We start from the raw sequence: 15,977 nt of genomic DNA, 5'->3' as shown, positions 1-15,977 counted from the left end.
GTCCAAAATGACAAGCGGCATTGCGGCAAAAGCGCAAGTCCAATCTGTCTTTGGCCTGCCCCTTAGATCTGATCCGACAGAATCAACCACGCCGCCAGCGCATTGAGGCCGCTATACCCTAGATAGACCCAGACGAGCGCGGGCCAGCCATTCGCGGCCAGCATCATCGCGGCGAGCAAAACCATAAATTCGGTCGCAAGCGTCAGCTTTCCGCCGAGCATATGCACAAACCACGGCATTTGCCCCAGCATTGGGTGGCCACTTTGCAGCACAGCCTGATGCAAAGCGAAATTTCCCACGCCAAGGGCAAAAATGATGATCACAGGCAGCATAGCGGCACTATGGCGCAAACGCTGGTCTGCTGGAAAGGGTCATTCGTCGGGCAGTTTATCCCATCTGTCTGGACCACGCCGCACCAGTCGAGCGGCATTCTGCGGCGAACGAGCATCGAATGACCAAGCGCCTCGCTTCTCCTATTTCTGATTGTGCAAGGGCGGTTTCGGCACCCCCATTCGAACCCCCGCTCGAACCGAGCCGCTTCTTGCAAATGGAGGAAACTATGCTGAAGACTACTTTGACCACTGCGGCCCTTGGCCTTGCAGTCGTATCAACCCCCGCTCTCGCTGGCCCCACTGATGTTCCAAGCGTTGAAATCGCAACTGCAGATATCAATCTTGGCACCCCGGAAGGCCAAAAACAGCTCGATCGCCGCGTGCGGAAAGCCGCGCAAAGCATTTGTGAAGTGAATAAGCGCCGTTCCGGCTCGCGGATCCCATCAATGGAAAGCAAGCGTTGCTATGCCAAGGCGATGAAAAGCGCCGAACAGCAAGTCGCTACTCTGGTGGAAGCGCAGCAACGCGGCGGTTGATCCGCAAACGCCATGGCAAGACCCCTATGAGCCTGAATTCAGGTCCATAGATGACGGCTCGGACCCTATCCAGTCCCAGGGTTCGGGTCGTCTTTTAGTATCGAAACAAGCGCTGCCCAGAATCACTTCTGCATCACGCGAAAAGCACCTTAGCGCCCCGCCATACCCTTCACTTTCGAAAGATACGTCCGGCCAATCCGCAAGGCGTCGCCGTTCTGCAGCTCGGCAGACCAAACTCCCAAACCATCATGGCGCAGGCCGCGAATGTTATCGCGCCGCAAAATGGTCGAGCGGTGAATGCGGATGAATTCATCGGGATCCAACCGCTTTTCAAGCCCGGCGATAGTTTGGAGCAAAAGGTAAGACTGCGGCGCTTCGTCAGTGCCGATGTGAAGCCGCACATAATCGCGCTCAGCATCGATCTGATGCACTTCGCTAACCGCGACGCGCAGCAATTCGGAGCGATGCGGCACCCACAGCTCATCGAGCCATTTGCTGGTCTTCTTACCCGTCTCGCCGTGGCGGGCTACCGCGCGCTCAATCGCGCGGCCCAGGCGGTCAGCCGAAACCGGTTTCAGAACATAATCAATCGCCTCGAGGTCAAAAGCCTCGACCGCAAAGTCATCATGCGCCGTCACAAAGATAACCGCAGGCGGATTTTTCATTTTGCCGAGCTTCTTGGCGACCCCAAGGCCGTCGAGCTCTGGCATGGTCATATCGAGCAAGATCAAATCCGGGGTCAGCGCCTCTACCAGCCGCAAGGCCGCAGCACCATCGCTGGCCGTGCCAACCACATTGATCGAACCAAGTTCAGCGCAAATCACCTGAATGCGCTCAACCGCAAGAGGCTCATCATCGACAATGAGGGTGCGCAAGGCACCGCTGGTTTCTTCGGTGTCAGCCATTTTTGGTCAGGGGTATCCGCAGTTCTGTCTTGTATCCGCCCTCAATAGGGCTTGAGCTTAGAACAATATCTGAACCGAAGCGTGCCTCCAACCGGTCGCGCACATTGGCAAGACCGATGCCGAAGCCGTGGCTGGCATTTTCAGGAACGCCGGGTCCATCATCGCTGACTGTTACGACCAACCGATCAAACTCTTCGCGCGCTTTGACGGTAATGGTGACCGGCCGGTTTACGGCGGACACCGCATATTTGACCGAATTTTCAACCAGAGGCTGCAGGATCATGCCCGGCACGCGCGCATCCGCCAGATCATCGGGGAGGTCAAAATTGCAGACCAACCGCTCTGGGAAGCGCACCGCTTCAATGTCGAGATAGAGCTGCTGGAGGTCAAATTCGTCCCTTAGCTGAACGTCAGAAGTTGGCTCATCCGCTAGGCTGTGGCGATAAAATCGCGACATGGTCTGGATCATCCGCTCTGCCCGCTCAGCCTTGCCGGTCATCACCAGCGCGGACAGCGAGTTTAGCGTGTTGAACAGGAAATGCGGGTTCACCTGATAGCGCAGAGATCGCAGCTCGGCCGCCTCTGCAGCGGACCTGAATTCCTGCCCGCGCCGCTCCGCTGCCCGCGCCTGATAGCCCGCTAGAATAGCGAAATAGAGCGACGCCCATGCGAGCAGCAGAAAATAGCGGCCCAGCGCGATATCGAACACGTCCTTCCACACGTCCGCGCTGGTTTGCGCAGGCACCAGAATAACGCTTTCAGAATCGAGGATTGTATCGGCGCCATTCGCATCATCTGGCGCTGCACGTGTCACGGGCACATCAACCAGCAGATTGCCCGCCTCATCGCGGCGCAGATTGATACCATTCTTTTCGGCGTATTTTTGCTCTTCTACCTCTCGCATATCCTGAAAGACGAGCTGATTTGTCTTGCCAATCGCCAGCGCGACCGGGACCGCAAGGATGATTGCCGCCATCACCTTGAGCCATACTGCTTTATGATCAAACAGGCGCAGCATGCCCCACAGGGCAATCGTCAAGGCAATGCCCACCATAGTCACGATGCCGCGTCGCCACGCCATTTCAATTTGCAGTTCGTAGTCCATGACGAAGCTGCGCATGGTGATGAGGACGAAATAAGTCGCCCACATCACGATCATCGACAGCAGCACCATGCGGAAAGGCACGGTTGGCCGCTTTTCAGAGGTTTTCGAGATAATCATTGGACTTCAGCAGATAGCGCGCGCGGGAAAGCATGGCCAATTTCTCGTCGGACATGATCATGCATTGGTCGAATGCCGATCTCAGCGTATCACCCGTTCAGACCAGCATTTGCCCCAGAATTCCTGCGCCTATGCCTTTGGCTTGATCATTTCCGCAGGCACGATCCACTGCGTAAATTGCTCTTCGGTGAGCAGGCCAAGTTCCATGCCTGCCTCCTTTAGAGTCGTGCCATCAGCATGAGCCTTTTTCGCGATTTTGGCCGCATTGTCATAGCCGATATGCGGGTTGAGCGCGGTGACGAGCATCAGGCTCTCGTTCATCAGCTTATCGATCCGGTCAGTATTCGCGGTGATCCCGGTCACACAATTGTCGGTGAAGCTCCGCGCCGAATCGGCCAGCAGGCGGATCGATTGCAGCACATTGTAGATCATCACAGGCTTGAAGACATTGAGCTCCAAATGCCCGTTCGATCCCGCGATGCTTACCGTCGTGTGATTGCCCATCACCTGAGCGCAGACCATGGTCAGCGCCTCGCACTGAGTCGGATTGACCTTGCCCGGCATGATCGAAGAGCCTGGCTCATTCGCTGGCAGGGCAATTTCGCCAAGGCCGCTGCGCGGACCAGAGCCGAGCAGACGGATGTCATTGGCGATTTTCATCAGGCTGACGCCGATTGAATTCAGCGCACCAGAGAGCTCCACCAGCGCATCATGCGCCGCCAGAGCTTCAAACTTGTTCGCTGCGGTTACAAAATCATGACCCGTCAGTTTCGCTGCATGAGCCGCGAATTTCTCAGCAAAGCCGACCTTGGAATTGATGCCAGTCCCCACAGCAGTCCCGCCTTGGGCGAGCTCCAACACGCGCGGCAGAGCGTTTTCGAGCCGGGCGATGCCATATTCAACCTGTTTCGCGTAGCCCGAGAACTCCTGACCCAAGGTCAGCGGGGTCGCATCCTGCAAGTGTGTGCGGCCAATCTTGACGATATCCGCGAATGCCTGAGCCTTGGCGTCAAGCGCAGTGTGAAGCGCTCCGAGCGCCGGGATCAGCTGCTCCACCGTTTCGCTCGCCGCGGCAATATGCATTGCCGTGGGGAAGGTATCGTTTGAGGATTGGCCCATGTTGCAATGGTCATTGGGGTGAACTGGCTCTTTGCCGCCATGCTGGCCGGTCAGGATTTGGTTCGCGCGGCTGGCGATCACTTCATTGGCGTTCATATTGCTCTGGGTGCCAGAGCCAGTTTGCCATACGGATAGCGGGAATTGATCGGCCAAAGTGCCGTCGATCACCTCATTAGCCGCCGCGACGATCGCCTCGCCCAGTTTCGCATCGAGCACGCCCAGCTCCATATTGGCGAGCGCTGAGGATTTCTTCTGAATGCCCAGCGCTTTTACCAACGGCGCAGGCATAATCTCATCGCCAATTGCGAAGTTTGCGAGGCTGCGCTGGGTTTGCGCGCCCCAATGGCTGTCAGCCGGAACAGAGACCTCGCCGAGCGAATCGGTCTCAATGCGCACCGCGCCTTCACCTACTGCACCCATATTTTTAACGTCGCTCATCGAAGACATACTCCATTCGGTCTATTTTAGGCTCCCATAAGCACTGCTAATCGTGAACGTCAAAGCCCTTGGCGCTAGCGGTGCGAACAGCTAAACGTCTTGACGCGCTGTATTGCTGGAGTAATACAGCTCTCGTGGAGTGAATATGACTGAGTTAAATGCACCTGTCGCCCGCAAGGCTATGATTGACAGTCAGCTGCGGACCAGCGGCGTGAATGAAGAATATGTGCTGGCGCGCATGAATGCGGTGCCTCGTGAGAATTTCGTGCCGACTGAAGCACGTCCCATTGCCTATATGGACCGCGCCGTACCGCTGGGCGATGGCCGCTATCTCTCATCGCCAGTGGTGCATGGGATGATGCTGACCGAGGCCGCACCGACCAAGGACGACAGCGTTTTGGTGGTCGAAGGCGGAACGCAATATTTTGCGGAGCTAATCGGGCCGCTGGTAGCTAGCGTTCAGCAAATCACCGCCGAAGAGGCTTTGGCCAAGAATTCGCGCAAGACATTCTCGCTGATCGTGGTCGATGGCGCGATTGAGCATTTGCCGGATGGGCTTGCGAAACGCCTCGCGGAAAACGGCCGGATCGTCACCGGTATCGTTGAGAACGGCATCACCCGCATCGCATCGGGCCGCAAAGTGGCTGGTGCAGTCACCTTGCAAGCGGTGCACGATATCGGGATCCCGATCCTGCACGAATTTGACCAAGCGAAAAGCTGGAGCTTTTAACGCATGACCCGCGCGCGTCTGCCAAACATCCGCCGAATGAGCTCTCTGGCCAGTATTGCTGCGGCGCTCGCTGCCGGCGCGATAGCTGCGCCTGCTCAGGCGGATACGCTACGCGATGCTTTGGTAGAAGCCTATAACACCAATCCCACGCTGCAAGGCGCACGCGCTGATCAGCGCGCGACCGATGAAGACGTGCCAATCAATCGCGCCAACGGATTGCCCACCGCGACAGTAACAGCGACGCATATCGAGTTTGTGCGCCGCTCCGCCAACTCTTTCACCGCGCCGGAACGCAACCTTGGCGTCAATGCGGCATTGCTCGTCCCAGTCTATTCCGGCGGAGCTGTGCGCAATGCGGTGCGCGCCGCCAAAGAGCGCGTGGCCGCTGGCCAAGCCACTTTGCGAAACACCGAAAGCACCGTGTTCAGCCAGGTCGTTGCCGCCTACATGGATGTGCTGCGGACAGAGACTCTAGTTGCGCTCAGCGCCAATCAGGTCGAAGTGCTGCGCATCAATCTCGAGGCGACCAGCGACCGTTTTGAGATCGGCGATCTGACCCGCACTGATGTGGCGCAATCGCAATCGCGGCTGGCTCTGGCCGAGGGTGATCTGAGACTGGCCGAGGCCAATGTCATTTCCGCGCGCGAGGTCTATTTGCAATTGGTTGGCAAAGCGCCCGGCAGGCTGATGGCGCCGCCGCCGCTGCCCGGCCTGCCCAAAAATGTTGGCGAGGCGATCGTAGTCTCGCTTGAGAACAACCCCAATCTGATCGCCGCAAAAGAACGCGCTGAAGCCGCCGGATACGACACAGAGGTTGCTGGGGCCGGGCGTCTTCCCACCGTGGGCCTGTTCGCCAATGGCGATTACAGCGATTTCTTCGGAACACTCGGCGGGCCGGTTTCATCCGACTTCTCGCAGAGTGAGAAAACCGCGAATGTCGGCGTCCGCGTGACGATCCCGATTTTTCAGGGCGGACAGACCGCCGCACGGCAACGCCAAGCGGGCGCACGCGAGACATCGGCCTTAGAGGCGGTGATCGCCTCTGAACGCAGCGTCATTCAGGAAACCCGCTCAACCTATTCCAATTGGCAGGCCGCCAATGCGGTGATCGAAAGCTCGCAAGTGGCCGTAGAGGCCGCTGAGCTCAGCCTCGAAGGCGTGAAAGCGGAAAATTCGATCGGCAATCGCTCGATCCTTGATGTGCTCAATGCAGAGCAGGAATTGCTCTCTGCCCGGGCGCAATTGGTGACCGCGCGGCGCAATGCCTATGTCGCTGGCTTCTCCCTACTCGCCTTGATGGGGCAGGCCGAAGCGCGTGACCTTAACCTGGATACCGGCGGCGTGCTTTACGACCCGCAAGTTAACTATGAGCGGGTGCGCGGTAAGATTTGGGACTTTGATCGCGACCCAGAACCTTCGCCAAATTCGACCAGAACCGTTGACATTCCGGCGGCTGACGCGACAATCGGCCCCACATTGGATTCAGACGAAGTCAATTGACACGCGGCTAACTATCCGTAACTGCGTCTGAAACTTAGTTAACAGTATCAGCGAGCTACGAGCACAAAATGGCGCAAGATAACGAAGCTTCGGTCGAGGAAATCCTCGAATCAATCAAGAAGGTGATCGCCCGCGATAACCGCGAAGGTGCGCTGGAAGCGCGCCGTCGGCGTCAGGAAGAGGCCGAACGCGCGGATACAGCCATTGTCGCTGAAGACGCTGACGAAGTGCTCGACCTGGCGGAAATGGAATTTGCCGAAGACGTGGATGCCGATGATCAGGTGAGCGACGATGGTGAGTTTCTGCTGAGCGCCAGCCAAAGCGAAGACCACGATCCGCAGCTGACCAATGAGGCGGTGCGCGGCGCAATGCGCGAAAATTTGGAAGCCTTGGCCATGCTGGCGGAGCCCGGCGCTCAGCCGCAGATCGTTCGCTCTGGCGAGACCTCACTCGAGGGGCTGACCCGCGATCTGATGCGTCCAATGCTGGCCGAATGGCTTGAGAAAAACCTGCCCGGTATCGTGGAGAAGCTAGTCCAAGCTGAAATCGCCCGGATCGCTGGCAAGCGCGGCTAATTTGTGCGTCTGCGCGAGCTTCGCCGCGCGCGAAACTCTAGCCAGAGACGAAGCGAGGCGTTAGGCCCCGTGTCCATGACGAAATTCATGCCCAGCAGCGCCGCTTTCGCTGCGCTTTGCATCGCTCTCTTCACGCATTCGCCCGCCGCCGCTGATGACCATGCTAAGGTCATTCCGGGAGTGGAGACCACTCCGATGTCGGCGGAGGACTTAATCTCCACGCCGCGTCTTGGCGGGCCTATCGTGACGAATGATGGGCGCTTTGCGATTTATCAGGTCACTCGGACCGATCCTAAGAGTTTTGAGCGCACGCCAAGCCTCTACCTGCTAGACCTGAAAGAGCCGGGCAAGGCTCCTGTTTCTCTGGACCTAGGGCTCTCGGCCAATTCACTCGCCTTCGGCTCCGACGACAACCTCTATTTTCTCTCCTCTGAGCACACAGACGAAAGCCAGGAAGAGCGCAGCCGCGTATGGAAGGTCGCACTAGAGGCCGATGGCAATGTCACTGGCCCGAGTTTGGTCGCCGACATGCCGCTCGCCGATATTCACGGCTTCAAACTGTCGCCCGACGGCGACCGGATCGCGCTGTGGGCACCAATCGCTCGTGATTGTCCGACATTTGGCTGCGAAGGCGATGGTGAAGCCCATCTGCCCGGACCGGGAACGGGAAGGCTCTACGAGGACGATGGCGGGTTCTTCCGCCATTGGGACACTTGGTCGACGCCGGGCACTTATAACCGCGTGTTCGTATTCGATATCCACCGTGGGCGGGTCATCGGCGGCGTTCCGATTGACGGTGTTGATCCGGAGACCGGCCTCACCGGCAATACGCCCACCATGCCATTTGGCGGGGGCGAGGATATTTTCTGGGCGCCGGACGGGTCGGGCATTTATTTCGTTGCCCGAGAGAGCGGCGCGACAGAACCCACTTCGACCGATCTCGACATCTATTTCTCTGACCTTTCGGGCGGAGCGCCAAGCGAGCTAACCGCTGCAAACCAAGCGGTCGATACCGGCCCAGTGCCATCACCTGATGGCAAATATCTGGCCTATGTTGCCATGGCGCGGCCCGGCTACGAATCTGATCGCACGGTAGTGCATCTTCGCGATCTCAAGACAGGCGAGACCCGCGCACTCACTCAGGACTATGATCGCAGCTTTGGCGGGCTGTCCTGGACGCCAGACAGCAAAGCCATTCTGGCCACCGCCGCCGATGTTCTCGACACCCCCGTGTTCAAGATCGATCCAAACACCGGCGCGGTCGAAAAGCTTGATCTGATGGCCGGCAATGAAGCGCATATCGGCAATGTCACGCCGCTGCCCGGTAACCGTTTGCTGTTCACGCGCGATTCGATTGGCGCGCCTGCGGAATTGTTCCTGTCGGACGGATATGGGCAGGCCCGGCCGCTGACCGATGTCGCCACCACCCGCACCGGCAAGATGGCATCAACGGTGACCACGCGTTTCAGCTTTCCCGGCGCTGGCGGTGAGACTGTCTGGGGCCAGATCACGCGGCTAGAGCAGCAAACCGGCCCCATCCCGGCTATCCTCTACATCCACGGCGGCCCGCAGGGCACATTCCGCGATGGATGGTCCAGCCGCTGGAACCCGCGCGTTCTTGCAAGCCAGGGCTACGCGGTGATCTCGGTCGATTTTCACGGCTCTGCCGGATACGGCCAGGACTTCATGGATGCGATCAACAAGGATTGGGGTGGGAAACCACTGGAAGACTTGCAACTGGGCCTTGAAGCAGCGCTGAAAGTCGATCGTCAAATCGATGGCGGCAATGCCTGCGCCATGGGCGCGAGCTATGGCGGCTATATGGTCAATTGGATCGCAGGAAATTGGCCAGATCGCTTCAGCTGTCTGGTCCAGCATGACGGCCTGTTCGACATGCGCAGCTTCTATTACTCAACGGAAGAATTGTGGTTCCCCCGCTGGGATTTCGGCGGATCATACAGCGAAGCGCGCGAAACCTATGAGCGCTGGAACCCCGTCAATCACGTCGACAAATGGAAAACGCCGATGCTCGTGATCACGGGTGAGAAAGACTACCGCGTGCCGTACGGCCAAGGATTGCAGAGCTTCACCGCGCTGCAGGAACGCGGCATCCCATCGCAATTGCTGGTGTTCCCGGATGAGAACCACTGGGTGCTGGGCGCGGAAAACTCGCTGCAATGGCATGGTACCGTGTTCAATTGGCTAGACCAATGGCTGGTGCAGAAGGTCGAGACAGTCAAAGAATGACGGAAAGCCCCAACGAACTGAGCCTGCTCGCGGCGCAAACCGCGTTGTCCAAGAAATATGGCGCAGAGACAGAGCGTCATATCTTCCTATGTGCGCTCAGCGAGAAGCAAAAGTGCTGCTCACCAGAGGCAGGCGAGGAAGCCTGGACCTTCCTTAAGACGCGGATGAAGGAATTGGGCCTGATCGGGCCCAAACGCCCCTCAGAGCATCCACGCGGGCCGGGCGGCGGCGTTCAGCGCAGCAAAGCTGATTGTTTGCAGATTTGCTCCCATGGGCCAATTGCCGTCGTGTGGCCGGATGAGGTCTGGTACCACTCCTGCTCGCCAGCCGTATTGGAGCGGATCATCACTCAGCATCTGATCGGCGGAGAGCCAGTCGAAGAATTCCGCCTGAGGCCGGCACCGCGCGCGGTTTAGCCAGCAGGCAAGCGCTCAATCCTCGTCGCGCTTGCCCCACAGCTCATCAGGATCGGGCAGCTTGTTATCGACCGATTCGTCGTGCCCCGTGCCATTGGACAGGAACACCAACCCCATCAGCCCGCCGCCGAGCAGCATCGTGAAGCTGATGCCGAGCGCCACCGCGATGTAAAAATGGACTGAAATCGCGCCGTTGAACTTATACAACAGCGCTAGCGCGATCACTACGACACCAATCGTCACCCCCATCAACAAACGCATGATGCGGCGATAGCGCGCCCAAGCGTAAGCGGCGTTTTCTGGATCGTCGAGCGGGGATTTGTTGACCATTGCCTCCACATGCGCCGGGGCCGGGGAGGATTCAATAGGCTTGCGGCGCAACCGAACGCTGTTTGAGGCGCCTCACGCCTGCTCTGCGCCCTAAGTGACTCGCCAGATTCGCTTTTTTGCGATTGAGGTGGCATGTTTTGCAAGTCGTCACAGGAGGCCGCGCAACATGACCATCGCCAAAATCATCTCCAACCGATCCTCTTCGGATATCATCGCCTGCAATGTCGATACGCCGGTCTCGCAAGCGGTGGCGATGCTGGCGGGTAAGAAGATTGGCGCTTTGCCAGTGCTCGACAATGGCGCGGTCGCAGGAATTCTGTCTGAAAGAGACGTGATTTACCGCATGGCGGAAGAGGGTGCGAGTTGTCTCACCAGAACGGTTGGACAAATCATGACCTCACCCGCGGTGACGGTTGAGCCCTCAACGACAATTGACGATGCCCTCGCGCTAATGACCCGGCGGCGGTTTCGCCATTTCCCTGTGATCGACAACGGTGCGCTGTGCGCCTTCATCTCCATCGGCGATCTGGTGAAGAGCAAAATTGACGAGGTTGAGCACGAGGCCGAGGCTCTGCGGACCTATATTCAAACCGGCTAATTCAGTGCGACGTGCCCGGTAGTGCTTGAGGAATGGGGCAAGGCCGCCTAAATTAGACGCATCATGGCCGAAACACTCAAACTTACACCCTCTGCTGCGAAGCGCGTTGCGCTGATCGCTCAAAAGCAGAAAGCGCCCGCTATTCTGCGCCTATCCGTTGAGGGTGGGGGGTGCTCTGGTTTTCAGTACAAGTTTGATCTGGCCAATGCGCCTGACAATGATGACAGCGTGAGCGAGACCGACGGCGTGAAACTGGTGGTGGATCCGGTCAGCCTCGATCTTGTCGGCGGCAGCGTTGTGGATTTTGTTGAATCACTGGGCGGAGCGGCATTTAAGGTCGAAAACCCCAATGCGGCGGCTGGATGCGGATGCGGCTCCAGCTTCGGGATTTGAGTTAGACCCGCGCGGCACTTTGGGCCATTACGGCTTTCATGAAAATCGCGACCTACAATATCAACGGGATCAAAGCCCGCCTGCCGCGCCTAAAGGAATGGCTCGCTGAAACGCGCCCGTCTGTGGCTTGTCTGCAAGAGATCAAAAGCCAGGATGAAGGCTTTCCAGCCAGCGAGTTTGAAGAGCTGGGCTATCACGCGATCTGGCATGGCCAGAAGAGCTTCAATGGCGTCGCTATCCTGACCGATGGCAAAGCGGGCTATGAGCCGCCCAAAGAGATACAGCGCGGCCTCGGCATTGATGGCCCAAAGGAAGGTGAGGGCGAGCAATCGCGCTATCTTGAGGCCGACATCAGGGACAAGGACGGGAATACAACCCGGATCGTGTGCATTTATCTGCCAAATGGCAATCCGCTGCCCGGGCCGAAATTCGACTATAAACTCGCATGGATGGAAAAACTGCGCACGCGCATGAGCGAAATCTGGGCCGAGGAAGTGCCAGCGGCGGTGCTGGGCGATTACAACGTGATCCCAGAGGATGATGATGTGTTCGCGGTCAAGGCAATGGCCAGCGATGCTCTAATGCAGCCGGAATCGCGCGCCGCCTATGCCAGATTGCTGGGCGATGGCTGGACCGACGCTGTGCGCACGCTCAATCCGCGCGGCGGCGTGTGGACCTATTGGGACTATCAAGCGGGCGCATGGCAGCGCGACCATGGCTTCCGGATCGACCATATCCTGCTCTCGCCGGAAATGGCCGATCGCCTAAGTGCTGTGGGCGTCGATAAGGAACATCGCGGGCGCGAGAAAGCCAGCGATCATGCGCCTGTCTGGGCTAGTTTAATTTAGCCTCGTCCTAGCCACCCGCGTTCTCCAAAACAAAAGCCCCCGCTGTTTCCAGCGGGGGCCTGCTAAACTTGTGAAGATCAAACTACCGGTAGAAAATGTGGGTGTTGATCGAGGCGCGCTGCGTCTTTTTGCGGCTCCATGAAGGGCGCACATATTTCGCGTGGAAATAGAGCGAATCGTCCGCTTCGGACTCCCACATCGCATCATGCGCGATTTGAGCGATCGCCTTAGCGCGCTTCCAGGCCGCCGTGCCGGTGCGAATGTTTGGCATCCGGCCGCCCTTTACGAAGGAGAATTGCGCGCGCTGATAGACAACGCCGCAATAGCTTGCTGGGAAGCGGCGATCATCTGCGCGGTTCATCACAACCTTTGCAACGGCGAGCTGGCCAGCGAGGGGCTCACCGCGCGCTTCAAAGTATACCGCGCCGGCGAGGCAGCGCAGTTCTTCGGATAATGTGCCAGTGGTATCGATTTGACCGACAAGCTGGCGCAACGAGTCCGCTGTTGGTGCCGCTTGAGGGATCAAAGAAGCTTTGTCGTCGTCTTCCAGTGTTTCCGCGGCCAGTGGTTGAACCACCTCCTGCGAAATGAAGACAGCATCGCTGCTCTCAGCGACCTCAGGAACGGACACCACTTCGGCGTCGCTTTCCTGAGCGACAGCACCGGACATGTCGGCGCTGGAGAAACTGATGGTGCCAATCGCGACAATCGCGGCTGCACTCAAAGAATAAGTCTTACGACTCATGAACAATCACATTCTGTGCGGTGAGCAAGCTCCGACGCAGGCTTAGACCTGTTGCGAGTGTGTTCGCGGATTAAGAGAGGGGTCTAGTGTGCCTACCGGCTGCCCCCCGTCTGCGTGCTAGTCTGCCGGCCGTATCGCCGCGTCAAACCGCCTACGCTCTTGGAAGCTATCCGGGCAAATAGTCACAGATGCAACCATGTCAAGTTAATGGAGGTTGGATGCGACGAAGCGTTCCGGGTCCGCGACGTCCACCTCCAAGATCCAATTATCGGGGTCTTGCGCGCCTCGCCGATCCAGATATTCGGTGAATTCATAAGGTTTTTCAGTGTCTTGAACCTTTGTCGCAACGAAAGAGCGTGACCCGTCTAGCTGCGGCATCCGCTCATAAAGTGTTGCGTTTTCACCGCGATACATGGTTACCACGAGGATCGTTCCAGCGTCCCTTTCACCCTTCGAAAGGACCATTGCCGTGCCGCCCTGCGCCTCGGCAGCGCGGATCAAACCGGTAATTTCGATGTGGGCAGGCAGCCGCGCGTCCATTTTACTGGCCTGAGCTGTCCCGGTGAGAGGTGTAGCCAGACAGGCTGGACAGCGCGATCCGCGAGCGCATGAATGTGCCTGTGCCGCGGCCAATCTCATCACCTTCGGCATCGACCAGTCGCGATTCGGCGACAAACACCCTGCGCTTTCCGCTGACCCAGCGCCCCTCGGCCACGACCTCTCCCGCCCGCACAGGCTTGGTGAAATGCAAGTTGAAACTGGTCGTGAGCAAAAAGCGATCGGTTGCCAACGTATTGGCCGCGTAAAAGGCCGCATCATCGAGCATTTTGAAATAGATCGTGCCGTGGGCCGCACCAGCGGCGTGAAACACATCGTCGGTGATGGTGAAGGTCAGGCGCGAGCGTCCTTCTTCGACAATCGCGAGATCAGAGGCGAATTTCGCGTTGATCGGGGCTGAGTTATACAACCCTTCAAGCGCGCGGTAATGCCGCTCAGCACCTCCGGAAGAGGCCTCTGCGCCCAAATCCGTCGCAGGCTCGCTCATGTGATCCTCAGGCGGCATCACGCAGGAATTGATTGGTCAGAACGGAATAAAGCGCATCAGCATCCGGCGCCTCTAGCACCGCATCCAGGATCGCATCATCGCGCATCAACCGCGAAATGGTCGCCAAAGCATGCAGGTGAGTCGCGCCCGCATCTTCTGGCGAAACCAGGCCGAAAATGAGGCTCACAGGCATGGCATCAGCCGCAGCAAAATCGACCGGCTGCTCCAGGCGTAGCAAAACAACAGTGGGGCGCTTGACCTCAGGGGAGCGGCAGTGCGGAATCGCGACAGCCCGGCCAAAGCCGGTGCTGCCAAGCGCCTCACGCTCTTCCAAACGCTCAAGTATATCCACGCGATCAAGTCCATGAACCTCCGAGAACATCTCGGCAATCTGGCTCAGGACTTGCTGGCGCGTTTCCAAACGAGCCGAGGCAACCGCCTCGGGCAGCAATCTCAGATTTACATCCATGGCAAAAATCGTGATCCTAATTCAGTCACTCGCATGTCATAACCACATCACCGGGGGTTGCCGCTGTCCTGCGCGGCGTTTCTCCTGCGGTCATGAAGGGGCATTTTGTCAGCTTGGGTGCTGCGCTGCCCTATCGCGGCTCAACCCAACCGATTGAGCCATCTGAGCGGCGATAAACCATATTATGCCTCTCAGTGCCAGCATTTTTGAAGAATAATGCGTTCGTATCGCGCAAATCCAGCATCATCACAGCGTCTGCAACGCTGTACGATGGGATGTCTGTGCTAGTCTCTGCAACTACCAGCGGTGCGTCCGCTACGACCTCTTCTTCAGGCTCTTCGGAAGCAGCAAAGATAGTGTAGGCTGCCTCTTCTTCACGCTTCGCATGGTCGGCTTGTTCATGCCGGTCATTGAGGCGGCGTTTGTAGCGGCGCAGCTGCTTATCAATCTTGGCCGCCGCATTATCCAGCGCTTGGTGCGCGTCATGCGCATCCGCCCGAGCCTTCAGGATCAGGCCCTGCATCACATGCGTCACAATGTCGCATGAGAACGCGCCGCCTGGCGCTTTGCCAAAGGTGACATGAGAGGAGATCGCTCGGTCGAAATATTTATCGACGATGCCGCCTAAACGGTCTTCGACATGCTCCTGCAATGCCGCGCCAGTTTCCACTTGATGCCCTGAAACCCGGATATCCATTGTGGCTGTCTCCTTTATTGTGTTCGACCCAAATGCCCCAAATCCAATACGCGCGTTATGATGTGAGAGAACTCAACGCGCCCAGATTGCCTTTTCAATTCCTTCTACGAACGCCTTGTGCCGCGCCAGTTCCTCTGCCGTAGCTGCATGCGGGCGCGGTTCGCGGCGATCGCGCCGCTTTGCCGCTGCGGCCAAAGCCGCCGCTGGCACGCTGACATCTTCCCGGCCGCTTGCCACGTCAGATCCTGCGTCCGCTGCGAGCCCCAAGCCAATTTGGCGACCACCGGTTAGCTCAACATAAACCTGCGCCAGCAGTTCCGCATCGAGCAGCGCCCCGTGCTTCACCCGGTGGCTGCGATCAATGCCGTAACGCGTACAAAGCGCATCCAATGACAGCTTGGAGCCAGGATGTTTCTTGCGCGCCAGAGCGACCGTATCAACCATCCGGTCCAATGAGATCGGCTCCATCCCGATCAGAACCAACTCATTGTTCAAAAAGCCAAAGTCAAAGCTGGCATTGTGCGCAACGAGCGGCGCATCACCCAGAAACTCCAGCAATTCGCCCGCCGTGTCTTTGAACAAGGGCTTTGTCTCAAGAAATGAGATCGACAGTCCATGAACCGCCTCTGCGGCCTGGGGCATATCGCGCTGAGGATTGTAATAGGCGTGATAGCTGGCGCCTGTTGGCACCCGCCCCACCATCTCAACACAGCCAATTTCAACCATCCGGTCGCCTGTCTTAGGATCGAGGCCGGTGGTTTCAGTATCAAAGACGATTTCGCGCATTGGCGGTACTATCGGACCAAGATTGCGAAGGCGCAAGAGGTCAATT

The 15,977-nt window shown here is 58.1% G+C and carries 20 protein-coding genes; 9 read left to right on the top strand and 11 right to left on the bottom strand.

The genetic code is table 11. The annotated features are described in order from the left end of the window. Positions 1-62: 62 nt before the first annotated feature. On the bottom strand, positions 63-332 hold the full coding sequence (locus AC0V6V_RS08735; RefSeq protein ID WP_486166297.1) for a hypothetical protein: 270 nt from the start codon (positions 330-332) through the stop codon (positions 63-65). 227 nt (positions 333-559) lie between these two features. On the opposite strand from AC0V6V_RS08735, the gene AC0V6V_RS08730 reads away from it, so the two are divergent. Then, on the top strand, positions 560-868 hold the full coding sequence (locus AC0V6V_RS08730) for a UrcA family protein (RefSeq protein WP_486165007.1): 309 nt from the start codon (positions 560-562) through the stop codon (positions 866-868). A gap of 149 nt (positions 869-1,017) precedes the next feature. Here AC0V6V_RS08730 and AC0V6V_RS08725 read toward each other — a convergent pair whose 3' ends face one another. From AC0V6V_RS08725 to fumC, 3 genes are all read right to left on the bottom strand, one after another. Further along, positions 1,018-1,773 carry a LytR/AlgR family response regulator transcription factor gene (locus AC0V6V_RS08725; protein WP_486165006.1) on the bottom strand — a complete coding sequence of 252 codons (756 nt, stop codon included), beginning with the start codon at positions 1,771-1,773 and terminating at the stop codon, positions 1,018-1,020. Beyond that, positions 1,766-2,995 carry a sensor histidine kinase gene (locus AC0V6V_RS08720; RefSeq protein WP_486165005.1) on the bottom strand — a complete coding sequence of 410 codons (1,230 nt, stop codon included), beginning with the start codon at positions 2,993-2,995 and terminating at the stop codon, positions 1,766-1,768. The genes AC0V6V_RS08725 and AC0V6V_RS08720 overlap by 8 nt, the downstream gene beginning before the upstream one ends. A gap of 129 nt (positions 2,996-3,124) precedes the next feature. After that, a complete protein-coding gene (fumC, locus tag AC0V6V_RS08715; RefSeq protein ID WP_486165004.1) occupies positions 3,125-4,552 on the bottom strand; it encodes a class II fumarate hydratase in 1,428 nt (475 codons plus the stop codon). 145 nt (positions 4,553-4,697) lie between these two features. Between fumC and AC0V6V_RS08710 the strand changes: the two genes are divergently transcribed. The 5 genes from AC0V6V_RS08710 (at position 4,698) to AC0V6V_RS08690 (ending at position 10,020) form a co-directional block, all read left to right on the top strand. Next, the gene (locus AC0V6V_RS08710) at positions 4,698-5,282 is read left to right on the top strand and encodes a protein-L-isoaspartate O-methyltransferase family protein (protein ID WP_486165003.1); all 585 of its coding nucleotides are present in this window, start codon (positions 4,698-4,700) and stop codon (positions 5,280-5,282) included. Positions 5,283-5,318: 36 nt separating this feature from the next. Continuing rightward, positions 5,319-6,782 carry a TolC family outer membrane protein gene (locus tag AC0V6V_RS08705; protein WP_486166072.1) on the top strand — a complete coding sequence of 488 codons (1,464 nt, stop codon included), beginning with the start codon at positions 5,319-5,321 and terminating at the stop codon, positions 6,780-6,782. A 68-nt stretch (positions 6,783-6,850) separates the two neighbouring features. Then, positions 6,851-7,357, top strand: coding sequence for a DUF2497 domain-containing protein (locus AC0V6V_RS08700; RefSeq protein ID WP_486165002.1), 507 nt, complete (start codon positions 6,851-6,853; stop codon positions 7,355-7,357). A gap of 75 nt (positions 7,358-7,432) precedes the next feature. Then, positions 7,433-9,604, top strand: coding sequence for a dipeptidyl-peptidase 5 (locus tag AC0V6V_RS08695; RefSeq protein WP_486166296.1), 2,172 nt, complete (start codon positions 7,433-7,435; stop codon positions 9,602-9,604). Then, on the top strand, positions 9,601-10,020 hold the full coding sequence (locus tag AC0V6V_RS08690; protein WP_486164999.1) for a (2Fe-2S) ferredoxin domain-containing protein: 420 nt from the start codon (positions 9,601-9,603) through the stop codon (positions 10,018-10,020). Before AC0V6V_RS08695 ends, AC0V6V_RS08690 begins: the two co-directional genes overlap by 4 nt. 15 nt (positions 10,021-10,035) lie before the next feature. Here the strand turns inward: AC0V6V_RS08690 and AC0V6V_RS08685 are convergent, their stop codons facing one another. Beyond that, complete coding sequence (locus AC0V6V_RS08685) at positions 10,036-10,350, bottom strand: hypothetical protein (RefSeq protein ID WP_472643777.1); 315 nt, start codon at positions 10,348-10,350, stop codon at positions 10,036-10,038. A 166-nt stretch (positions 10,351-10,516) separates the two neighbouring features. Between AC0V6V_RS08685 and AC0V6V_RS08680 the strand changes: the two genes are divergently transcribed. From AC0V6V_RS08680 to xth, 3 genes are all read left to right on the top strand, one after another. Next, positions 10,517-10,948: a CBS domain-containing protein gene (locus tag AC0V6V_RS08680; RefSeq protein WP_486164998.1), complete on the top strand. Its 432-nt coding sequence runs from the start codon at positions 10,517-10,519 to the stop codon at positions 10,946-10,948. A gap of 63 nt (positions 10,949-11,011) precedes the next feature. Then, positions 11,012-11,341 (top strand): iron-sulfur cluster insertion protein ErpA, encoded by a 330-nt coding sequence (gene erpA, locus AC0V6V_RS08675; RefSeq protein WP_486137789.1) that lies wholly within the window; start codon positions 11,012-11,014, stop codon positions 11,339-11,341. 38 nt (positions 11,342-11,379) lie between these two features. Beyond that, on the top strand, positions 11,380-12,189 hold the full coding sequence (gene xth / locus AC0V6V_RS08670; RefSeq protein ID WP_486164997.1) for an exodeoxyribonuclease III: 810 nt from the start codon (positions 11,380-11,382) through the stop codon (positions 12,187-12,189). 82 nt (positions 12,190-12,271) lie between these two features. Here the strand turns inward: xth and AC0V6V_RS08665 are convergent, their stop codons facing one another. The 6 genes from AC0V6V_RS08665 to dnaQ form a co-directional block, all read right to left on the bottom strand. Beyond that, positions 12,272-12,934 carry a cell wall hydrolase gene (locus AC0V6V_RS08665; protein ID WP_486164996.1) on the bottom strand — a complete coding sequence of 221 codons (663 nt, stop codon included), beginning with the start codon at positions 12,932-12,934 and terminating at the stop codon, positions 12,272-12,274. Positions 12,935-13,138: 204 nt separating this feature from the next. Continuing rightward, positions 13,139-13,474: a DUF1491 family protein gene (locus AC0V6V_RS08660; protein WP_486164995.1), complete on the bottom strand. Its 336-nt coding sequence runs from the start codon at positions 13,472-13,474 to the stop codon at positions 13,139-13,141. A 1-nt stretch (position 13,475) separates the two neighbouring features. Continuing rightward, positions 13,476-13,979, bottom strand: coding sequence for a PaaI family thioesterase (locus AC0V6V_RS08655; RefSeq protein ID WP_486164994.1), 504 nt, complete (start codon positions 13,977-13,979; stop codon positions 13,476-13,478). Between the two features lie 7 nt (positions 13,980-13,986). Next, positions 13,987-14,448 carry a PTS sugar transporter subunit IIA gene (locus tag AC0V6V_RS08650; protein WP_486164993.1) on the bottom strand — a complete coding sequence of 154 codons (462 nt, stop codon included), beginning with the start codon at positions 14,446-14,448 and terminating at the stop codon, positions 13,987-13,989. A gap of 130 nt (positions 14,449-14,578) precedes the next feature. Next, complete coding sequence (gene hpf, locus AC0V6V_RS08645) at positions 14,579-15,145, bottom strand: ribosome hibernation-promoting factor, HPF/YfiA family (protein WP_486137795.1); 567 nt, start codon at positions 15,143-15,145, stop codon at positions 14,579-14,581. Between the two features lie 72 nt (positions 15,146-15,217). After that, positions 15,218-15,931: a DNA polymerase III subunit epsilon gene (gene dnaQ, locus AC0V6V_RS08640; protein ID WP_486164992.1), complete on the bottom strand. Its 714-nt coding sequence runs from the start codon at positions 15,929-15,931 to the stop codon at positions 15,218-15,220. Positions 15,932-15,977 lie beyond the last annotated feature (46 nt).

The organism is Erythrobacter sp. S249, assembly GCF_057364975.1.
Note: the sequence above shows the minus strand (reverse complement) of the source record. Positions and strands in the feature narration are given on the sequence as shown.

Coding starts and splice junctions, on each gene's coding strand:
- AC0V6V_RS08735 (WP_486166297.1), bottom strand. CDS start 332: ATGCTGCCTGTGATCATCATTTTTGCCCTTGGCGTGGGAAATTTCGCT.
- AC0V6V_RS08730 (WP_486165007.1), top strand. CDS start 560: ATGCTGAAGACTACTTTGACCACTGCGGCCCTTGGCCTTGCAGTCGTA.
- AC0V6V_RS08725 (WP_486165006.1), bottom strand. CDS start 1,773: ATGGCTGACACCGAAGAAACCAGCGGTGCCTTGCGCACCCTCATTGTC.
- AC0V6V_RS08720 (WP_486165005.1), bottom strand. CDS start 2,995: ATGATTATCTCGAAAACCTCTGAAAAGCGGCCAACCGTGCCTTTCCGC.
- fumC (WP_486165004.1), bottom strand. CDS start 4,552: ATGAGCGACGTTAAAAATATGGGTGCAGTAGGTGAAGGCGCGGTGCGC.
- AC0V6V_RS08710 (WP_486165003.1), top strand. CDS start 4,698: ATGACTGAGTTAAATGCACCTGTCGCCCGCAAGGCTATGATTGACAGT.
- AC0V6V_RS08705 (WP_486166072.1), top strand. CDS start 5,319: ATGAGCTCTCTGGCCAGTATTGCTGCGGCGCTCGCTGCCGGCGCGATA.
- AC0V6V_RS08700 (WP_486165002.1), top strand. CDS start 6,851: ATGGCGCAAGATAACGAAGCTTCGGTCGAGGAAATCCTCGAATCAATC.
- AC0V6V_RS08695 (WP_486166296.1), top strand. CDS start 7,433: ATGACGAAATTCATGCCCAGCAGCGCCGCTTTCGCTGCGCTTTGCATC.
- AC0V6V_RS08690 (WP_486164999.1), top strand. CDS start 9,601: ATGACGGAAAGCCCCAACGAACTGAGCCTGCTCGCGGCGCAAACCGCG.
- AC0V6V_RS08685 (WP_472643777.1), bottom strand. CDS start 10,350: ATGGTCAACAAATCCCCGCTCGACGATCCAGAAAACGCCGCTTACGCT.
- AC0V6V_RS08680 (WP_486164998.1), top strand. CDS start 10,517: ATGACCATCGCCAAAATCATCTCCAACCGATCCTCTTCGGATATCATC.
- erpA (WP_486137789.1), top strand. CDS start 11,012: ATGGCCGAAACACTCAAACTTACACCCTCTGCTGCGAAGCGCGTTGCG.
- xth (WP_486164997.1), top strand. CDS start 11,380: ATGAAAATCGCGACCTACAATATCAACGGGATCAAAGCCCGCCTGCCG.
- AC0V6V_RS08665 (WP_486164996.1), bottom strand. CDS start 12,934: ATGAGTCGTAAGACTTATTCTTTGAGTGCAGCCGCGATTGTCGCGATT.
- AC0V6V_RS08660 (WP_486164995.1), bottom strand. CDS start 13,474: ATGGACGCGCGGCTGCCTGCCCACATCGAAATTACCGGTTTGATCCGC.
- AC0V6V_RS08655 (WP_486164994.1), bottom strand. CDS start 13,979: ATGAGCGAGCCTGCGACGGATTTGGGCGCAGAGGCCTCTTCCGGAGGT.
- AC0V6V_RS08650 (WP_486164993.1), bottom strand. CDS start 14,448: ATGGATGTAAATCTGAGATTGCTGCCCGAGGCGGTTGCCTCGGCTCGT.
- hpf (WP_486137795.1), bottom strand. CDS start 15,145: ATGGATATCCGGGTTTCAGGGCATCAAGTGGAAACTGGCGCGGCATTG.
- dnaQ (WP_486164992.1), bottom strand. CDS start 15,931: ATGCGCGAAATCGTCTTTGATACTGAAACCACCGGCCTCGATCCTAAG.